An 18,785-nucleotide genomic window follows, 5' to 3' on the forward strand; every position below is an offset into this window, starting at 1 on the left:
ACGGCGTTAAAGCAAAACACACCGCCGGGTTTCAGGGCGCGGTGTGCGCTGACAATGCACTGCGTCAGTTTTTCAATTCCATCGCTGTAGTGAATGGAATACAAAAAACAGGTGATTAAATCCAGAGGCTCATCAACGTCAAAATCGCACATGTTCCCTAATGAAAAAGACGCTTGTGGGCACCGTTTCCGGGCTATTTCAAGCATGGGCTGGTTGATGTCCAGGCCACTGCTTTGATATCCGAAATCGATAAAGTGGCGCACGTGCGGTCCGGTGCCGCAGGCCAGATCCAAGTGGGTGTTGCCATCGGTGCCGAAAAGCCTGTGCAACCTCTGTACGCCGCAGCTTTGTGCTTGGTAGTTGATATCTGTGCACAGTAAATCGTAATAATCGGATAAGTCGGTATACAGATAATGTGAGGACATGGCGGCCTGGCGGTTTTGGCGAGAACACTCTTTGGCAGGGCATCGTAAACCAACCCGGCGTATTTGCGAAGCACGTAAGTATCTTGGGAGTTAGCGTGTCTCTGTGGTGTCTTGCCTCGGGTTTCGAGGGTAATACCGTTCCGCAAGGCGCTCAATGTGTGGGAAAAAGCGGGTGTCTTTATAGGGCATTTTCATAAAGCCAGACACGCCCAGCCCGGATATCTGGTCCACCGCTGCGAGGATTTCGTCCAGCCGCTGGCGAAATTCGTCTTCTTTTTCAGGATCCAGAAGCCGGTATTGGCTGTGTATTTTGAGGTGGCGGGGCAAGGCTTCGAAAATAATCATGCCAGTGTGGCGAATGGTGTTGAGCGCTTCGAGTGAGGTGATAATGGTTTGTGGCAGCACCAGAAACTCCTCCGGATCTGGCCCGTCCTCAAAATAGGAGTGCACCCGTGAGCGATCCTCCACTTCCGGCGCAGAACTTACCTGATAGGGCAGTCGCATCTCGGGTGGGGCAATGAACTGTTGCTCAGGCTCATCGCGTTCGATGTGCAGGGTGTCTCGGGCGTTGAACAGGCAGCTTTTGAAGATGCCCTGGCGATAGATTGCCTGCGCCAGGTTGACCATGTTGTTTACGGCCGTGGTAAACGCGGTTTTGAGTTTCGGGTCGTGCAGATTCAAGGACGTATCCACGTAAATGCCGTCTGTCTCCCAGCGCACTGCGAGTCCGCCTTCCACCGGATAACGGCCGAGGCGACTAACCGCTGCCAGGAACGCTTTTTCCGTTTCGCCCATGCCCTGCATGAAATTTTTGTAGTAGCGATCCAGTTGCACGTCGTTGACGTCGTTCAGGGTTTCCGGGGCGCCTTCTTGTCGCAGAAAGGATTTGCGAGAGCTGTAAACCACGGTGTCGATTTCGCGCCCGGAAAGGCGCGTCCAGATTGGAACCAGGGGCACGGGGGCAGGTTCGGGCAGGTCAATCATCACCGTGCGGCCCATACGAGGCATCTCATTCAGATAATATTCACCGGCACGCATACGCCGGGCGGGATCCGGGTCAAGCATACCTTCCAGCATGCGGGCAAACTCCATGGGTAAGCCCAGCGATGTGGCGGGTATGGCCAGATGGCCAAAGCGACAGGACTGGCCGGAAGCCAGCGCGTAAAGCGTGGCCGCTGCGCCTTGCTCATCAAACCTGGGGGACGACAAACCACCGTAGAGTTGTTCTTCACCGATAAAATACACATCGCCCAGGCGAGCATTGGTTTGTTGCAGGTTGTCAGACATCAGTTCCATTACGCTGGGGCTGAGGAACTGCTGGTTGGCGTCCAGTTGGGCAAACACCGAGGAGCCCCAATCGATCAGCGCAATGTTTTCGGTCTCGGCATCAAACACCAGGTTGGACGGTTTGATGTCGCCGTGCACGATAGGGCGCTTTCCGTTATCGGCTTCGCGTCGCAGGTTTCGCAGAATGTCCGCCAGTTGATCTGCTATGCGAATAATCAGGCGCGGGCTCAACCGGCCTTGCTGGAGCGATACTTCTTCCAGGTTAAAGCCCGGCGCCCGTTCCATGACCAGAATTGGCTGGCTGCCGGCGCGGTGGAACGCGACCAGGCCGGGCACCCGAGGGTGCTCTACCTGTTCCAGAATATAGGCTTCGTCTTCCAGCCGGTCGTGCAGGTGTTGGGGCAGGGTGATGCGGGTGAACTTGAACACGTGCTCAAGATCCCGCGCGCCCTCCAAAGGTAGCCGGCCGGCAAACACAAAACCGTAGGCGCCCTTGCCAATCATCGATATGTCGGCATAGCCCATCTGCTTGAGCTGGGTTGTGCACAGCTCAACCCAGTCTTTTAGCTTTCTCGCATCGTCATGGCTGAGCAGGTAAACCGACTGCTCTTCCGGGATGTAGAATTGCTGCAGCTGTGCCGGTTGCGGCGACTGCGACATCGGCGATGACGGGTTCGGTGGCGCCATACCGGTCAGCCCATGTGGAGCAGCATGGATTGCGGTGACTCCAGATAGCTCTTCCACAGGTTGTTGAATCGGGCGATGGTGCCGCCATCAATAATGCGGTGATCGCCCGCCCAACTGATGGTCATGATGGCGCGCTCTACAACCTGACCATTCGCATCAAAGCGCGGCAATTTCTGGGTGCGCCCCAGCGCCACAATCGCCACTTCCGGCGCATTGATGATGGGCGAGGCATAAGTGCCGCCCAGTGCGCCAATGTTGGAAATGGTAATGGTGCCGCCTTTGAGGTCCGCCTGGCTTACCCGGCCTTCCCGGGCCGCTTCGGTGAGCCGGGTTACCTCATCGGCAATTTCCAGCAGGGTAAGCTGCCCTACGTTTTTCACGTTGGGTACAAGCAGCCCGATCTTGCTGTCCACCGCCATGCCGATGTTGCACTGGAGCTGATAGTGAACCTCGGTGACGTTCTCGTTGATTTGGCTATTGAGTACCGGGTATTCACGCACCGCGAGTGCGATGGACTTCATGATGAATGGCATGAGTGTGAGGCGAGAGCCACGGGCTTCGGCCACGGGCTTGAGCTGTTGGCGCAGGCTCAGCAGTTCCGTAACGTCAATGTCTTCGCTGAAAATGAAGTGCGGAATGGTGGTTGCCGACGCCACCATGCGCTTGGCCATGACAGCTTGCATGCCCTTGATGGGCTCTATGCGGACTTCCTGGTTTTGTGCGTCACGCCTGCGTGCTCCGCCCGCTGAGGCCAATGTGCTGCCAGAGGCAGGTTGTTCCAGATGGGCCAGTACATCGGCTTTGAGTACGCGGCCATCCTTCCCTGTGCCCTCGATGCTGTCCAGCATCAGTTCGTTTTCGCGAACCAGGCGGCGTACAGCGGGGCTGGCGGGCGTGCGCTCCCCGTCTTGGCGGGCCGATGGGGCCGCTGAGGCGACCGCTTCTGCGCGACCAGCGCTCTTCTTCGGCTCAGCCTGCGTTGCCTCTGGCTCAGCGCTTTTGCCCTCATCAATGGCCTTGGCCGGTTCGCCTTCGCCCTCACCGCTTTCATCAACCAGTTCAAACAGCGGCGCATGCACTTTTGCTATGTCGCCTTCCTTCCAGTAAAGGCGGGTTACCCGGCCCTTATAGGGGGCAGGAATTTCCACCAGTGCCTTGTCGGTCATTACTTCGGCAACCGGCTGATCTTCTTCGATTAAATCACCTTCACTTACCAGCCATTTAACCAGCTCACATTCCACGATACCTTCGCCGATATCGGGCAGTATAAAATCACTCATCATTGTTCTCCTGTCCGGATATCAGTCTAGAATTCGGCGCTTTCCCGAATGGCCTCATAGACCTTCAGATGGTTAGGGAAGTGCTCTTTCTCAAGCACCAGCGGGAAGGGCGTGTCCATCCCGGTGACCCGTGCGATCGGTGATTCCAGATACAGAAAGCAACGCTCCTGAATGGTGGCGGCTATCTCGCCGGCAAAGCCGCCCGTGAGGGGTGCTTCGTGGGTGATCACCAGGCGCCCGGTTTTGAGCACCGATTCGGCAACGGTTTCCACATCCCAGGGCAGGATGGTGCGCAAATCAATGACTTCGCAGGAGATGCCTTCTTTTTCCGCCATTTCGACGGCCTTGTCGATCACTTCCATCTGAGCACCCCAGCCCAGTACCGTTACATCTGAGCCTTCCTTCAAGACTTCGGCTTCGCCTATGGGCAACTGGTATTCGCCTTCGGGCACTTCGCCTGTGGAGGCGCGATACAGGCGTTTGGGCTCGAAGAACAGAGTCGGATTGGGGTCGTTTATGGAGGCCAGTAACAGCCCTTTGGCCTGGTGCGGATTGCGTGGCACCACGATTTTCAAGCCCGGTGTGTGGGCAAAATAGGCTTCTGGCGACTGGGAGTGGTACAGGCCACCGGCTATGCCGCCACCGTAGGGCGCGCGAATGGTCAAACCACCCACGTTGAACAGGTTGCCCGAGCGGTAACGGAATTTCGCAGACTCGTTAACAATCTGGTCGAAGGCCGGGAATATGTAATCCGCAAACTGGATCTCGGCCACCGGGAATGATCCCTGAGACGCCAGGCCGTTGGCGAAACCAATAATGCCTTGTTCTACCAGAGGCGTATTGAAGCAGCGGTCTTTGCCGTACTTTTGTTGCAGGTTGCTGGTGGCCCGGAATACGCCGCCAAAAATACCCACATCTTCACCGAAGCACAGAACCCGATCGTTGGCGGCCATCGCGATATCCAGGGCATCATTGATGGCCTGCAGCATGTTCATCTTCGCCATGTTAAGCCCCTCCTTCAGCGTGCGCGGCCGATTTTGGATACTCATCCGGATATTTGCGGATGTGTGCTTTGAGTTTTTCAAACTGCGCGTTCAGTAGCGGAGGTACTTCGTCGTATACATCCGTCACCAGGGTTTCCAGCGCAGGCGGTGGGAGCTTTTGGGCCTGCTTCATGGTTTCGAGCACTTCGCGACGCAGGCGTTCCTGCAATTCTTTCTCTTCGGCCTCGCTCCACCATTTTTTCCTGGTGAGCCAGTTTTGCATGCGCAGGATAGGATCTTTCTCGCGCCACACCGCCTCTTCGTCTTTGCTGCGGTAGCCCGAAGGGTCATCCGAGGATGAGTGCGCAGCCAGGCGGTAGGTCATGGCTTCAATCAGAACGGGCCGGTTCTCTTCCACCGCCAGTTTGCGGGCCGCTTCAGTGGCCTGGTATACCGCCAGAATGTCGTTGCCATCTACCCGTATGGTGTCCATTTTGTAGCCAAAGCCCCGGGGCGCTATGCCATCTGCAGCAAACTGTTCAACGGCGGGTGTGGAAATGGCGTATCCGTTGTTACGGCAAATAAAAATCGCGGGTACGCGGTGCACGGCCGCCATGTTAAGGCCCGCGTGGAAGTCACCTTCCGACGCTGCACCTTCGCCGAAATAGACCACGGTGCAATGCCCGTCACCGGCCATTTTCTGGCCGTAGGCGTAGCCGGTGGCCTGGGGAATCTGCGTGGCCAGCGGCGATGAGATGGTCATGTAATTGAGTTTTTTGGAGCCATAATGAACCGGCATCTGGCGGCCTTTGCCGTAGTCTTTCTCATTGCCAAATAGCTGGTTCATGAACTCGTCTATGGTGAAGCCACGATAGGCCAGTGCGCCCTGTTCACGGTACTGCGCCATGATCATGTCGGCGTCATCCAGTGCGGCGGTGCTGCCAATAATGGAAGCCTCTTCGCCGGTGCACTGCATGTAGAAGCTGAGGCGACCCTGGCGCTGGGCGCCCAACATGCGCTCATCCAGAACGCGGGTTGTAACCATCGCGTTATAGATTCGCAGGGCTTTTTCTTTGTCGATGTCAGGAGCTTTGCCGCCTTTGTAGAGCGAGCCGTCCTGTTTCAGGAGTTTAAACGTTGGAATGCGGAATTCCGCACCGTCCGTAAAAACAGGGGTACAAACGGTTTTGGACTTTGTTGTTGTCATAATCCTCTTCCTGGGGTGGTGGCTTGAGGAACGCAATGCCCCTTGTGAGGGCTTCGATAATGTAAAGAGCCTTGTTTTATGCGCCGGTGTTTTGCCGAAGTATAGAACGCTTTACGCAACCCTGCTGGCGTTGCGATGATGCTCTCGTTTCCAGATTGTTCGAATTTGGTAAAACCGACACATGTCTGGTGAAATTGACCTTAACGTAAAGTGCGATTCTTGGGTAGTGTCAGTTTTGAGGAAGTTTTGGTCTGTCGGTGTTAACAAAAGAAAACGCGGCTGGGGGCGTGATTACGCCCTGAGCCGCGTTGAAAGGGTACGAGTGAGGCTATGGGATAACGTCGTCGGGAATGTCTATGCCCAGGTCTCTTATCTGTTCAATGAGACTTGATCGGTATCCTGGAAGGTCTTTAATCATGACATTCCTGTAGGCCGCAACTTCCTTACCCGTATAAGGTTTGAAGTCTTTTGGCGCACTACCTCCGGCAATTCCATCGTCTTGCAACATCCAGTTGAGCAATTCGGCTAACTGTTGATTGCTAAGCGCAGACAGCGAGGCGCCCGGAACCCGCATGAGGAATTCCCGGCCCCCTTCTACTTTCAGGAAGTTGCCGACAAAGCCTTTCATCATTGGAATATCGTGACGAGGCGAGCCTTCGCCGTTGGTCAGGTGACAGCCCAAACATTGCAACTGATAATTCACTGCCGGTGAATAATTGGCCCGGCGCAAGGGTGTCTGGCGGGCCTCGTTGCCCGGGGCTGGCTTTTGGCTGGGATCCGGAATAACCCGCGCCTCTCCCGAAGGAGAGGCCACAATAAGGGTTAAAACCAAAGCGCAGAATGTTGAGCGCATTGCTATGCTCCTCAGGACGCTACGCCCCGAATAACGGCTACAGTGCAATTGTAAACGTTACTGTTGGTGGCAAGGCACCAGTTAATATCATTGTTGTTGAAGGGCCGGTACATGGGCTCTTCGCTGTCGTTGCGTGTACATGCGCATTGAGCACAGCTGTGCTTGCCGCAACAGTCGTTGTACGAAATGATGTAATCGATACCGTCGGCCGGGTTGCGGCAGGTGCCGACCCAAGTGACCTGGGAGGACTCTGTTCCTGGCGGACAAGTGGTCACCGAGCCCCCGCAGCAACTGCATAGAAACCCGTCTACAGAACAGTAGCGCCAGTAATCGCAACTGGTGGGGTCGCCGGGATCTCCGGCTGATGGCGCTCCGGCAGCAAGTGCTTTACCGGTTCTGTCGATAGGAAGAAGGGCCGGTGCAGCCACACCGACGGCCAAAAAGGAGCCAAATCTTGCGATGAACTGGCGCCGACCGGTTGTATTGGCTACGTGGCGCGACGAGCTTTCAAAAAAGCGATCAAGAAATTTCATTTTATTCTTCTCCATAATCAGGATGGCGTGTGAATGCCCGGGGATTCAGATTGCGCCTTCATGTAGTCCTGAAGCGTTGATGAGCCCAGTAATTCGGTTTCAAAAAGGCTGTCCAAGTGTTCTCTGGAGTTGACGAGGCCCTTGGCCTTGAGGATGCCGGCCTGATCAATCAGCGCCGCATACGGCAGCTTGCCAATCTGATAGGTCATACCAATTTCAGGGCTAACGACATAGCTGGATTTTTCGAGCCCGGCCTGTGCTATGAGCTTGTCGTGTTCGGCGGCATCGCCATCACTCACGTAAATAACATCCAGATCCTTAGCCGACCGGCTGATTGCCTTGATTGCGGGTATCAATGATTTGCAAATCGGGCAGGTAGGCGAAAGGAAAAAGAGCAGGGTCGACCGCTCACCTGCATAGCCGATGTTGATCGGGCGTCCGAAACGGTCTGCGGCTGTAACTTGTGGTGCAGGTTGTCCAACCTCAATACCTTTATCGAGCATAAGTGCGCCCGCGGGGGCGATGCGTGAATGCAAAACGCCAATTTGCCGGATAAGGCCGAGAAGCACCAAAGAGCTGACGATTAAAAGCAGCCAAAGCAAAATGTTTGAAACTATAAGTGCTTGCATCTTATTTTTCTCCTGACAAATTTAGCAATAAAGGCCGGTTGGCCAACCAGAGGTCTGTGGCTGTATAAAGCAGAACCAGGACGGTTCCCGCTGCGATCATGACGAAGTTATCGTGCAGGCCCAGGGGCCGGTCGAGCATAGGCAGCAATGCCCCCAGCGCAATGACAGCCAGCAGCAAATTGCGAGCGAGCAGCGCTGGCTGCAGGGGCTGGCGCATTGCTGGGCCAGAGCATCCGCAGTCGATGTCTTTGCGGCCACGGGCCAGGTTGATGGCGATAGCCAGCCCGTAGAGAACAATCAGCAACAATGCCAGAACGCCGGCATAAGGCCTGCTTATACTCCACAGCAGGCCGGCGGCAATCACGAGCTCTGCGATGGGCAGGGCTCGAGCTGCGACTGGCACCATCAGTCCTGGAATTAGCTCGTACTCACGCACCTGGCGACGAAACCAGTTGGGGTGTCTGAGCTTGTGGCTTGCAGCGCTGGCGAATATAACGGCTAGCGCCAGAGCAGCCGATGTACTGACAATAGGATCTATCATCACGTCACCTCTCAGTGGTTCAGTATCAACGTTGGCGTTTTGGTTACGCCGTCCATTGTGCCGTTGTGCTCGCCGGTGGAGAGGTCAAAAATCTCCAGCCCGCCTTCAATGTTGGCACCAAGCAGAAGAGGCTTGTCATCTGAGGTGGCGTTCAGGCTCCAGATGAGGTTGGGCGACTTCAGGGTTCCAAGCTTTTCACCGGTTTTCAGATCAAACTCCCAAACAGTCTGGCTTGGATCTTCCCAGTTGTAGGATTCGTGGTCCGGGTGCATCAGCACGTAAAGGCGATTCAGTCCCGGCGCTGCGGCCAGAAATTGCCAGCCACCTGGGGCCCAGCCTTCAGCGCGCTCTTCGTCAGTGACGAGGGACCAGCGGGGTAATACCTTGACTTCGTCTCCGGACAGGTCAACGGGCATAACTTCACCCAGTGTGGTAACAAAGTAGTAAGTCTCGTCAACGACCGTAGCTCTCTCGACCAGCTTCACCTCGTTCGGATCGAAAAACGTGGTCTTGGTGCGATTGATCTCCTCGCCATCGTCATTCAACGTAATCATCTGAAGTGATCCATCGCCGCAAAGGGAGGCGAACCGTCGTTCACCAACCGGATAGTTCAGAATGCAGCCGTTGATCGCAATCTCGTTAACCATCTCTTGTTTGGTGGTGTCAATAATCGTTACCGACGTTGAGGGCGTGAAATTGTATATGTAGACGAACTTGTCGTCGGCACTTGTTGCAAGCGAAAAGCGCTCCGTCAGCGTGAAGGCCCGCTCGCTTGTGAGCTCGAGCTCCCACTTTGGCGAGAGGGTCTGGCTATCCCAAGCGGTTAAAACATCCGTGCGCTCCCCGCGTACATAGCGAGTGAAGAAGAAGTCAGCGGTAAAAATGGTCTTCCTATCCTTAGAAAGCACTGCAGGAGCGGCGTGGCCCGTCGGTATCATCCCAAGGTATTTCTGTTTGTCGGGGTCAATCACAACAACCCGAGTAGAAACCATGTTGTTGAACTCAAAGTCCACCATATAGCTTCGGTGATCGTCAGGCAGCGACAGAGTAGTGCTGCCAACGGTTTCATTCGGTAGCCGCGCATTTGCACTTGCAGCAATAAGGCTGGACGCTACCACAAGGCAGCACACCATTTTTTTGGGTAGATGCATCATCAGAGTCCTCGATGTTTGTTTTTCTGAGTTATTTTTTCTTTATGCTGATCACTCGACTTTGAGTAACCGCCTTTAGTCCTTCAATGCCAAACTCGACGCCGTAGCCGGACGCTTTATTGCCTCCGAAGGGCACCATGGGGTGAATCGCACCGTGTTGGTTGACCCACACCGTCCCGGCTTCCAGCCGAGTTGCAAGTTCGCTCGCCTCCTCAGGCTTGTCGGTCCACACAGAGGCGCCAAGCCCAGCCTCAAGTCTGTTCGCAGACTCGAGGGCATCCTCCAGTTCGCGATAACGTATAATCGGAAGCGCAGGGCCAAACTGCTCCTCATCGACCAGCCTTTGACCGTCCTCAATATTGCCAACCAGAGTAATGGGCAAAAAATAGCCCTTGCCCGGTACCTCACCAAACTCCTGAATATCGCAGCCGTTGGCTTGGGCGTCGGATATGAGTTCCCTTACTTTTTCAAACTGCATTTTATTCTGCAGAGGGCCAATCAGCACCGACTCATCCATGCCGTCACCCATTTTCGTCTGGCTGGCGATTAAGCTGAGTTCTGACATGACGGCTTCATAATCGTCTTCATGGACATAGAGGCGTTTAATGCAGGCACAGGTCTGGCCCATGTTCAGGAATGCTCCCCAGAACAAATCGGTGGCAATGTCTTTAATGTTCGTTCCGGGCAAAACGATGGCTGCGTCGTTCCCGCCTAGCTCCAGGGTGATAGGTGACAGGCTTTTCGCGGAGGCTTCTATAATACGGCGCCCGGTAGTTTCGCTGCCGGTGAACATGATTTTGTTGATATCAGGGTGATGGGTCAGTTTACTGCCAATGGTTCCGTCTCCGGTTACGGTGTTTAGCACGCCAGCCGGAAGAACCTGGTTAATCAGTCTCACCATCTCCAGTGTTGCAATAGGTGTGTATTCAGAAGGCTTCAGAACCACTGCGTTTCCCATTCGTATGGCCGGAATGATCTGCCATATCGCAATCATCAACGGCCAGTTCCACGGAGCGATTGCGGCTACAACACCCAGCGGAACGCGATGCAAGGTGTCTCTACGCTCGTCATCTTCGTACACAACCTCGGGCGGCAGTTCCAGGCTGGCTGGGACCTGAGTCCATCCGACACAGGCCTGCAGTTCAAACCTTGAACCGGGGCCAGACAACGGTTTTCCCTGTTCCCGTGTAACCAGTTCAGCCAGATACTCGGAATTTTCCTCAAGAATCTGAGCGACCTTATGAACGATGTCGCGGCGCTCTTGATCACCGTGTTTTGCCCAGCTTTTTTGCGCGAGCGTCGCCGATTGCACAGCGCGGTCTACCTCCAGTTCATCGCTCTTTGGTGCCATTCCCAGGGATTGCCCGTTAGCAGGATTGAAGATTTCATAGCTGCTGGCGGGTTCTGCAAGCGTTCCGTTTACGGTATTCCGGTAAGTCTGCATTTCTCTGATCTCCGATTATTGGTAGGCCACATCTCTGCGGGGGCTGGGTGACTGGCTCGTCCCGGCTATCAAAAGGAAATAACCGCCATTATTTGAGCGTAGGTGTTCAGGTCGTTGTCCTGGAACTGACTGCCGCCGTCAGCTGCGCGCTTGTCCGGCTTGAAGAAACCAATAAGGGGACTCAGGAACAGGTGGTCGTTAACAGCCCACTCAGCGTAAAGGTCGAGCTCTTGGCTATCCAAAGAGCCGCTTCCCCGGGCTGTGTCACTGAAGTCAAAGAATAAAGCGCCGACTGTGACAGTGGGAGCGGGATAGGCTTTTACGCCAACGTGGAGAACATCTGTGTTGCTATTAAAGGGACCGGCATAGTTGGCGGCGACTTCACCTTGAAACCAGGTGCCGTAACCGCGATTAAAGCCGAAAAACAGGGGGTCGAAATCTTCGTCAAATGTTGAGTATCGGATATTGACGCTTGGAGACCATACTTGTTGTTCAAAGCTCCACCCGGCTTCCATATACCAGGCGTCGGCGTCCTTTCTGCTAGCGTCACCTTGGTCCTGAGTGACAAATTCTGCCGAAAGGAAAAGCGGGTCTACACCGGCGTTACCCTGATACCGAAGGCTGGTGGTGTTTTGTCCGTCTCTGGCTGTCAGGCCAAGCGCCTGCGCGTAAGGCTCGTTAACGCCCAGACCTTTCAGGTGCATTAAGCCGAAGGTTCCATGAGGGGATACATATTCAAGGTTGATGCCAGTTAGCTCGGTATCGGCCTGGACTTTATTGTCTGATTCAATCCAGAACAGGTCCGAGCGCACTCCTTCGTCACCGCCAATCTGCACCAGCGCCGTTTTGTCGAAGGCTTTTCTTGCCGCCAGCCAGTAGGCGCCACCGCGATCAAAATCGAAACCGCCGCCATTCAGGCCTTCGCCCAGGTTCAAGGCGTCTCCGTTTATCAGAAAACCATTGCCCATCGCGAAGTTCTGGCGGCCAATGGAAATATCCAAACCATCCTGACCAAGAAACGGCAGCAGGTTGCCGGATTTAAAACCAATATAGGCATCTTCGAGATCGGTATTGCTTTCGTCACCCGTGGTGAAGCCGCCGGCATCGCCATCACCCCATGTGCCTGACGAGAGTGCATTGACGCTTCCATAAACCGCGGTGCTGTTGCCCGTTGAGTAGCTGCCCGACAGCCCATACTTTATGTAGCCTTCCTGCCATTGAGCTCCGTCTTGATCGGTATCGTAGCGGTAGCTCTTGTCGCTTGTGAAAATGCCGGCGGCCAGTTCAAAATCCGCATTCAATTGGTAATCTTGGTTGCTCGAAACTTCAACGGCAGAAACTGTAGGAATCGCGATAAAGGTCGCGAAAACACATAAAGTTGCTCGTCGTAATTGCTTGCTCTGGTGCATTATTTAGCCTTTGTTGTTGTATGTTTGGAATGGCTTCAGGAGTAACTTTGAGCTACCGCTCACCTTTGTGATATCAAGAGCCACCATAACTTCTACTTTTATCAACTAATTCTGCCCCGTGCTTCCTCATTGGTGCCAGAAGGTTTCGTTCCTGCGCCAGTGAGTTGAAATGTAATGCCGACACGACACATTTTTTTCCGTACGAAGTGGGAAGTTGTATCGATATGAGAGGGTGGGGTTTCCAGAGGGATTCCTTGACTTTTGATTGTTTTTTGGTCATTTTCGGTTGATGTTGATCACAACTAAGAGTGAGAGGTCATACACGTGTCGTCATGTGCCCGCCAGACTAGTGATTTCGACAAATGGATCAGTAATATCAATGATATATGCGGACCTTTTTTGGCGAACACAGTGGGTAGTGATTTTTCAGGATCGGTTGAAAAAGTAGGCGGTTGGCTTGATATGTCCAGGGTTAATATCCAGGGGGCAGATCTCTACCGCACGTCAAAAGAGATACACAAAAGTGGGATTCCTGACTTTTTTTGTGTTTTTCAGATCCTGGGCCACTCGTTGGTTGAGCAGGTCGGGAACCGCTCGTCTTTGACTTCAGGAGACGTGGTTCTTGTAGATTCAGCATTACCTTTCCGGTTCTCATATCAGGAGCCGTCGCAACAGATATCACTCATATTGCCGCGCCAGATTATTGAGCGGATATTGAACCTTAGTAAGGTTGAGCTTGGTGTCAAAATCCCTTCGAATTCTCACATTGCCCGCTTTGCCAGCAAGCTGGTGATCGAGGCGTCACTGCATGAAAACCTTGACCAGGAAGAAGGGGCAGCGATTCTCGATTCGTTGGCCACACTGATAAAGCCATCGGTATTGAAGAGTGTTCGCACTAGTGACCCCCACGATAAGATGTTCAGGGCCGCGTCTGAGTTTGTGAAAGCAAATATCGGCGAGCCAGGCCTGAATGCATACATGGTTGCCAACTCAGTCGGGACTTCGGTGCGGAGCCTGCATCGAGCATTTTCTGGTCACTCGATCACGCTGTCAGAGTATGTGAAAGTTCAGAGGTTGGAGATGTGCGCCAATTATATAAAGGCGCATAACGGGAGATTAAACTTAACCGAAGTTGTGTATAAATATGGCTTTGGTAGTTCTAGCTATTTTTCAACTGCGTTTAAAGGTCATTTTGGAATGACTCCGTCTGATTTCAAAAAATACTGCTCATTAGGCTAGTGACTGTCTCATCTCAGCCCCGACAATAATGCCATTTCCTTTTGTCACATATAGACTGTTCGTCACTCCGGCGGTTGATGCTGCATCTGATGGGATTCTTGAAAAGGGAAAAGGGAAAAGGGAAAAGGGATTTGGAAACAATACTCATTCTTTTTGGGGTAGGTCTCGCCCTGTTTATGCCCGTAGGCTCAGATCTTGGCTTTCTGGGATACCGGAAACGTAATGAGCAAGGCGCTCGTATTGAGGCGCTTAATCTTGAGGTTGCATCGCTTAGCCTGGAGATTATGGAATTACGCTTGCACGTTAAACACACCCAATCACCCGGCGCTCTGCAATAACGAGCGCAGGCCGACCCGGAGTCAGAGCTCCAGCCAACGCCACAACGGCAATGGGAAGCAAATGACTGGGCTGAGCACCGTGAGCCGTGCCACATTATGGCCGCACTGAAAGAGAACTGGGTGGTCTGGCTTGGCGGCGCTGTTTGTGGCGTTTGCCTTCTTGCCCTGGGGCGCGGTATACGGCGCACTCGCATGGCGAATGGAAGGGCGCTTGCGCTATGGTATTGGCCTGGATATATCGAAAAGCCCAGCGCGCCAGCGTTCAGGCTTCGTGAGTCGAATTCATTAAACAGAGATTCAGATTATGAGTGATGAGCAGTTAACGAGCGTGCTCGAAATGAGCGGCGAAGAGCGATACGACTATTTTCTGAGCGCGGTCATAGAAGAGCGTGAGATCTGGATACTGATCAATGCCGAGAACCGCTTTCTGACCATCGTATCGGAGGATGATGGCGTCGCTCACTTGCCGGTTTGGCCAAGTTCGGAGTTTGCCGTTGCCTACGCCAAGGGGTCGGACGACTTGACCCCAAAAAGCGTTTCGCTGCCGGATTTTTTCAAGAAGTGGGTGTCGGGCCTCTCGAAAGACGGGCTGCAGATTGGTGTGTTTCCGGGCCTTGATAAGACGGTGTGGGTAACCGAGCCAGACGAGCTGAAGAAAGACTTGCAGGATGAGCTATCAAATTTCTAGAACTTCGTGGTTTTCGGTTGGTCAGTAAGTAGTCTGGTTAGTAATTGCTCTGGTCAGTTAACGGTCATGTTGGTTGGGCGCCCGTTGTCACTGGCCTGAGCTTGCTTGTCCCGTGCCTTTTCACAACGTTATCCACAGATCCTAGGGATAAGTCACACGCAGCAAATTCATGCTTATGCCGGGCACGCACCAGAGCCGGCGTTGAAGAGGTTTCGCAATGGGAACACTGCTGATTATTCTCGCGATTCTATTTTTGGCGCTGATTGTGATTCTGCCGCTGGTTGAGAAATACGCACCGAAAGGTGAGGTGCGCAACTTCGGTAATCTCACACGATTTATTTTTCCACTGATGGCCTTGTTGATTGTGGTGCAAATGGTTCGGTATTACTTTTTCTGACCGGCGTTCGCTCGTCAGTCTTCTTTACACATTTTTCCAGGCAGCTCGGACGGGCACCGCGCAAGTGCTGGCCTTTTCGCCATAAAGAACCTTCCGGAACGAATATCGCATGCGTGCAGGGCAGGATCAGCCTGAAAGGATGCACGTAATATGAGCCAGTTCCATCCCATCGTGTACGTACGTGGCTACGCCATGACTGCCAGTGAAATTGCCGACACCGTATCCATGCCGTATATGGGCTTTAACCTGGGCGCGACAAAGGTGCGTCAATCCTGGGATGGGACAGTGTACAAGCAGATTTTCGAATCACCGATGCTGCGCTTGATGAAGGATTACGGGTATACCGATGCTTTTTCGGACGGTGCCGAGATTGATCGGGACATCACGGTCAAAACCGTCGTTATTTACCGCTACTACGACCAGGCCGACCGGGACTTTGGCGAAGGCAAGCCGCTTTCCATTCCCGCGGCGGCTCTGCAACTGAAAGATTTGATTCTCAATATCCGGCAACACCTGTGCGGTGATAACGCGACACTCCTCGAGGAGTTCCGGGTGCATCTTGTAGCCCATTCCATGGGCGGCCTCGTGTGCCGATGCCTGCTGCAGAATGACGGAATCAGTACCCCACTGATGCGCAAAATGGTGGATAAGGTGTTTACCTATGCCACGCCGCACAACGGCATAGAAATGGCTGGGATTAACGTGCCTGCCTTTCTGGGGCTCTGGGATATCAACAACTTTAATCGCGAAACCATGGCGGGCTTTTTAGGGCTTAAGGGAAGTCCGCAAAGAGTGGATTCGCTGGATGGCAAGTTTGATCCGGATCGGTTTTTCTGCCTCGTAGGGACCGATCAGCAGGACTACGGTGCCGCCAAGGGAGTATCGAAGTGGCTTGCAGGCAAGATGAGTGACGGCCTGGTTGCTATCGAAAATGCCACTGTCCAAGGCGCGCCCAGAGCCTTTGTGTATCGCAGCCACAGCGGTCCCTATGGCATTGTGAATTCTGAAGACGGCTACCAGAACATGGTGCGGTTTCTGTTTGGTGACGTGAGGGTGGACGGTGTGATGGATGTTGAATTTCTGCCACTGCCCCCCTCCGTGGAGAAAGCGAAGCAGGAGAACCGTCGGGTTCGCGCGTCGTATTATTTTGAAGCGACGGTATCGCCCCGGGGAGCGCGCAGCTTTCGGTTGACGGAACGGCGCAAGGAAACCTTCAGTGCGGTGCTGCGCAAGTTTGACGAAATGATGAAGCCGGGGCAGACCGGGTTGGATTCCGCTCGCTCTCCGGTGTTGTTCTCCACGTTTCTGGACAGCTCAAAAATTACGGTTGAGCGCGGACGAACCCTGGTGATGACCGTTGAGCTTGCGGTCTCTGCGACGGATTACTACGTAGACGGTGCGCTGTGGACGGAGAACAGAGTAGAGGGCGAGTACCTTTATCGGGACACACTCACCTTGAAAATGACCCCGGTGGGAGACGGCTGGAACCTGCGCTATGTCACCACTGACGAACAGTGGAGCGAACGCGGTGGCAGCAAAGCTGAGGCGGATGTTGACGGCGACAGCTATCTGATACCGCTGGCCTCGAAGAAAGGTTTCCGCGCCAATCTACGGATGACGCTTAAGCGTCGCATCTGATTTTCCTTGAGTGAGACCTGCGCCCTGTAAAGAATGATTTGTGGCCGCCTGCATAAGCTGGCAAAGTTCTGCGGATTGAGACACAACTCCACCAAGAGGATGCGCCGGTGACAGACTTTGTAGAGTACACACTGAACGATGGTGTCGCGACAATCGTTATCCGTAACGGTAAAGCGAACGCCCTGAGCCACGAAGTGTTTGAAGAGTTGAACCAGGCACTCGACCGAGCAGAGCAAGACAAGGCCGTGGTTATCCTGACCGGGCAGCCGGGTATTTTCTCTGGCGGTTACGATTTGAAAGAAATGCAAAAGGGCCCTGAGGAAGCGACCGCGCTGGTAACGGTTGGTTCAACGTTCACCCGTCGCCTGGCTGCGTTTCCGCTTCCTGTTATAGGTGCCTGCAGTGGGCACGCCATTGCCAAGGGTGCGTTTATCATGCTGTCGGTGGATTATCGGATTGGCGTTGAAGGCAACTTCAAGCTGGGCCTTAATGAGGTTGCCATTGGTATGACCATGCACCACGCCGGCATCGAAATTGCGCGGCACCGGCTGGCACCTGCGTACTTTTACCGCTCGGTGATCAACGCTGAAATTTACAGCCCCGAGAGTGCTATGGCCGCAGGCTTCCTTGATGAAACAGTGGCAGCCGAGCAACTTCTGGAGCGCGCGAACGAAGTAGCGCAGGCGTTCCGCAATCTGAACATGAAAGCCCATGCTCAAACCAAATTGAAAACCAAAGCGGGATATCTGGAACTTCTGGATCGCTGCATTGAGAAAGATGCACAGAGTTTGGGTCTCACGGCTTAACGTCACTGTTCCACGGGTTAGCTCCGGGCCAGTTCGCCAGGGTCTAACCTGTAGAAGTCACACAGCAGGTTATACACCGCCGGCTGTTGTTCTTTAAGATGGTGGGGTTGCTGATAAAAGGTTTCGGTCAGCACCGCAAAGAATTCCGCGGGCTTTGTGGCGCCGTAGGGGTCGAGCCAGCTTGTTCGGTGGTGCCTCAGCGAGTGCCGGAGGTCGTCGTAGGCGATGGTCATGGTTTGTTGCCACTCTTTGGCGTGTTCTCCGCTTAGCGGTGGCGCGCCGTCAGCGGTTCCATCCAGATAATCAAGCTGATGGGCAAACTCATGGAGAATGACGTTGTGTGTACTTTCCGGGGTAATGGCCCCGCTTTCGCATTCCGACCAGGCCAGAACGACTTGTCCAAGAGATGAGGCTTCGCCTGCCCGTACCTGATTGCTGACACCCACCACCATGCCGTCGCGCTCCGATGCCTGAACCCGGTAGACATCCGGGTAGACCAGAATGCTGCGCACCTCGTCAAAGTCTGTGTACGATCTTTTGAGAATCAGCAAGCAGGCGTGCCCGGCGATGGCCACACGAACGCGATCGGTCACCTCAAAGCCGTCGCACCCGTAGAAGTGCTTCTCTGAGAGAAACAACTGAACCTGTCTTTCCAGTGCTTGCTGAAGCGGAGCCGACAACTTGCGGTACAGGGGTACGGTTGATTGAAGGTGTTTTCGCCAGGCCTTTGGGAAAGGTTGTTTCAGTTCGCGCGTTCGGCGCCAGGCGCGGTAGAAGAACAAATAGAAGATGGCCAGGGCGATGCCGGCAACGGCGAAAACTGCAAATAAAGTGATTGGCGACATTGTTTTAAACTCGTTTCATGGGTGCGTGCCGTCTGTTTGCTGTAATCTCGGGTTCTTCAGGTTTTGCCAGCGCACATCGAGGCAGAGTAGTTAACAATCACGCCAATAGCATACGCTAGTTGGCCAATTGCTCAAATCGTACCTATCATCAAACACTTAATCGAAAATCATGACCGCAGTACGTCGGTAATAGGGATGACATGCTTCACGAGATGAGTATTGGTGGAATGTTGTTCAGCCCATTTGTGGTGCTGTTGCCCATGGCGTTTGTTCTGGCTGCAGCGACGCGGCTAATGATGCATCACCTGGGTTGGCGTCGCTATATCTGGAAGGAGGCCTGGTTCGACGTGGCTGCTTTCGTTTGCTATCTGGCTGCTATTGTTTATTTGTTCGGGGATTAAAGGA

At 53.9% G+C, this 18,785-nt stretch carries 20 protein-coding genes; 7 read left to right on the forward strand and 13 right to left on the reverse strand.

Annotated elements, in window-relative coordinates; all coding sequences use genetic code 11:
• The 12 genes from ENI00_RS02100 to ENI00_RS02155 all read right to left on the reverse strand — a co-directional run.
• A partial coding sequence (locus tag ENI00_RS02100) for a class I SAM-dependent DNA methyltransferase (protein WP_304098143.1) occupies window positions 1–425 on the reverse strand: 425 nt, incomplete at its 3' end.
• A gap of 90 nt (window positions 426–515) precedes the next feature.
• On the reverse strand, window positions 516–2,399 hold the full coding sequence (locus ENI00_RS02105; protein ID WP_304098146.1) for a protein kinase domain-containing protein: 1,884 nt from the start codon (window positions 2,397–2,399) through the stop codon (window positions 516–518).
• A 5-nt stretch (window positions 2,400–2,404) separates the two neighbouring features.
• Window positions 2,405–3,679, reverse strand: a complete 1,275-nt coding sequence (locus ENI00_RS02110; RefSeq protein WP_304098149.1) for a 2-oxo acid dehydrogenase subunit E2 — start codon at window positions 3,677–3,679, stop codon at window positions 2,405–2,407.
• Between the two features lie 26 nt (window positions 3,680–3,705).
• Window positions 3,706–4,683: an alpha-ketoacid dehydrogenase subunit beta gene (locus ENI00_RS02115; RefSeq protein ID WP_304098152.1), complete on the reverse strand. Its 978-nt coding sequence runs from the start codon at window positions 4,681–4,683 to the stop codon at window positions 3,706–3,708.
• A 1-nt stretch (window position 4,684) separates the two neighbouring features.
• The gene (locus tag ENI00_RS02120) at window positions 4,685–5,869 is read right to left on the reverse strand and encodes a thiamine pyrophosphate-dependent dehydrogenase E1 component subunit alpha (protein ID WP_304098157.1); all 1,185 of its coding nucleotides are present in this window, start codon (window positions 5,867–5,869) and stop codon (window positions 4,685–4,687) included.
• Between the two features lie 328 nt (window positions 5,870–6,197).
• Window positions 6,198–6,722, reverse strand: a complete 525-nt coding sequence (locus tag ENI00_RS02125) for a cytochrome C (RefSeq protein ID WP_304098160.1) — start codon at window positions 6,720–6,722, stop codon at window positions 6,198–6,200.
• 11 nt (window positions 6,723–6,733) lie between these two features.
• A complete protein-coding gene (locus tag ENI00_RS02130; protein ID WP_304098161.1) occupies window positions 6,734–7,255 on the reverse strand; it encodes a methylamine dehydrogenase light chain in 522 nt (173 codons plus the stop codon).
• Between the two features lie 17 nt (window positions 7,256–7,272).
• Entirely contained in the window at window positions 7,273–7,884 is a 612-nt protein-coding gene (gene mauD / locus ENI00_RS02135; protein ID WP_304098164.1) for a methylamine dehydrogenase accessory protein MauD, read from the reverse strand.
• A gap of 1 nt (window position 7,885) precedes the next feature.
• Complete coding sequence (locus ENI00_RS02140; protein ID WP_414674195.1) at window positions 7,886–8,425, reverse strand: MauE/DoxX family redox-associated membrane protein; 540 nt, start codon at window positions 8,423–8,425, stop codon at window positions 7,886–7,888.
• Window positions 8,426–8,436: 11 nt separating this feature from the next.
• Window positions 8,437–9,579, reverse strand: a complete 1,143-nt coding sequence (locus tag ENI00_RS02145; protein WP_349740316.1) for an amine dehydrogenase large subunit — start codon at window positions 9,577–9,579, stop codon at window positions 8,437–8,439.
• A gap of 28 nt (window positions 9,580–9,607) precedes the next feature.
• The gene (locus ENI00_RS02150) at window positions 9,608–11,020 is read right to left on the reverse strand and encodes an aldehyde dehydrogenase family protein (RefSeq protein WP_304098169.1); all 1,413 of its coding nucleotides are present in this window, start codon (window positions 11,018–11,020) and stop codon (window positions 9,608–9,610) included.
• A 68-nt stretch (window positions 11,021–11,088) separates the two neighbouring features.
• Window positions 11,089–12,429, reverse strand: coding sequence for a hypothetical protein (locus tag ENI00_RS02155; protein WP_414674196.1), 1,341 nt, complete (start codon window positions 12,427–12,429; stop codon window positions 11,089–11,091).
• A 324-nt stretch (window positions 12,430–12,753) separates the two neighbouring features.
• On the opposite strand from ENI00_RS02155, the gene feaR reads away from it, so the two are divergent.
• From feaR to ENI00_RS02185, 6 genes are all read left to right on the forward strand, one after another.
• Window positions 12,754–13,668, forward strand: coding sequence for a transcriptional regulator FeaR (feaR, locus tag ENI00_RS02160; protein ID WP_304098175.1), 915 nt, complete (start codon window positions 12,754–12,756; stop codon window positions 13,666–13,668).
• Window positions 13,669–13,799: 131 nt separating this feature from the next.
• Window positions 13,800–14,006, forward strand: a complete 207-nt coding sequence (locus ENI00_RS02165) for a hypothetical protein (RefSeq protein ID WP_304098177.1) — start codon at window positions 13,800–13,802, stop codon at window positions 14,004–14,006.
• A 304-nt stretch (window positions 14,007–14,310) separates the two neighbouring features.
• Window positions 14,311–14,694, forward strand: coding sequence for a DUF2750 domain-containing protein (locus tag ENI00_RS02170; RefSeq protein WP_304098179.1), 384 nt, complete (start codon window positions 14,311–14,313; stop codon window positions 14,692–14,694).
• Between the two features lie 217 nt (window positions 14,695–14,911).
• Window positions 14,912–15,091 (forward strand): hypothetical protein, encoded by a 180-nt coding sequence (locus ENI00_RS02175; RefSeq protein ID WP_304098181.1) that lies wholly within the window; start codon window positions 14,912–14,914, stop codon window positions 15,089–15,091.
• A gap of 150 nt (window positions 15,092–15,241) precedes the next feature.
• Window positions 15,242–16,729 (forward strand): esterase/lipase family protein, encoded by a 1,488-nt coding sequence (locus ENI00_RS02180; RefSeq protein ID WP_304098184.1) that lies wholly within the window; start codon window positions 15,242–15,244, stop codon window positions 16,727–16,729.
• A 107-nt stretch (window positions 16,730–16,836) separates the two neighbouring features.
• The gene (locus tag ENI00_RS02185; protein WP_304098186.1) at window positions 16,837–17,535 is read left to right on the forward strand and encodes a crotonase/enoyl-CoA hydratase family protein; all 699 of its coding nucleotides are present in this window, start codon (window positions 16,837–16,839) and stop codon (window positions 17,533–17,535) included.
• Between the two features lie 17 nt (window positions 17,536–17,552).
• Here ENI00_RS02185 and ENI00_RS02190 read toward each other — a convergent pair whose 3' ends face one another.
• Window positions 17,553–18,380 carry a zinc-dependent peptidase gene (locus ENI00_RS02190; protein ID WP_304098189.1) on the reverse strand — a complete coding sequence of 276 codons (828 nt, stop codon included), beginning with the start codon at window positions 18,378–18,380 and terminating at the stop codon, window positions 17,553–17,555.
• Window positions 18,381–18,580: 200 nt separating this feature from the next.
• Here ENI00_RS02190 and ENI00_RS02195 point away from each other — a divergent pair, with 200 nt between their 5' ends.
• On the forward strand, window positions 18,581–18,781 hold the full coding sequence (locus ENI00_RS02195; RefSeq protein WP_304098192.1) for a DUF1656 domain-containing protein: 201 nt from the start codon (window positions 18,581–18,583) through the stop codon (window positions 18,779–18,781).
• Window positions 18,782–18,785: the final 4 nt, after the last annotated feature.

The sequence above is a fragment of the Marinobacter antarcticus genome (assembly GCF_011049865.1).
GTDB lineage: Bacteria > Pseudomonadota > Gammaproteobacteria > Pseudomonadales > Oleiphilaceae > Marinobacter > Marinobacter antarcticus_A.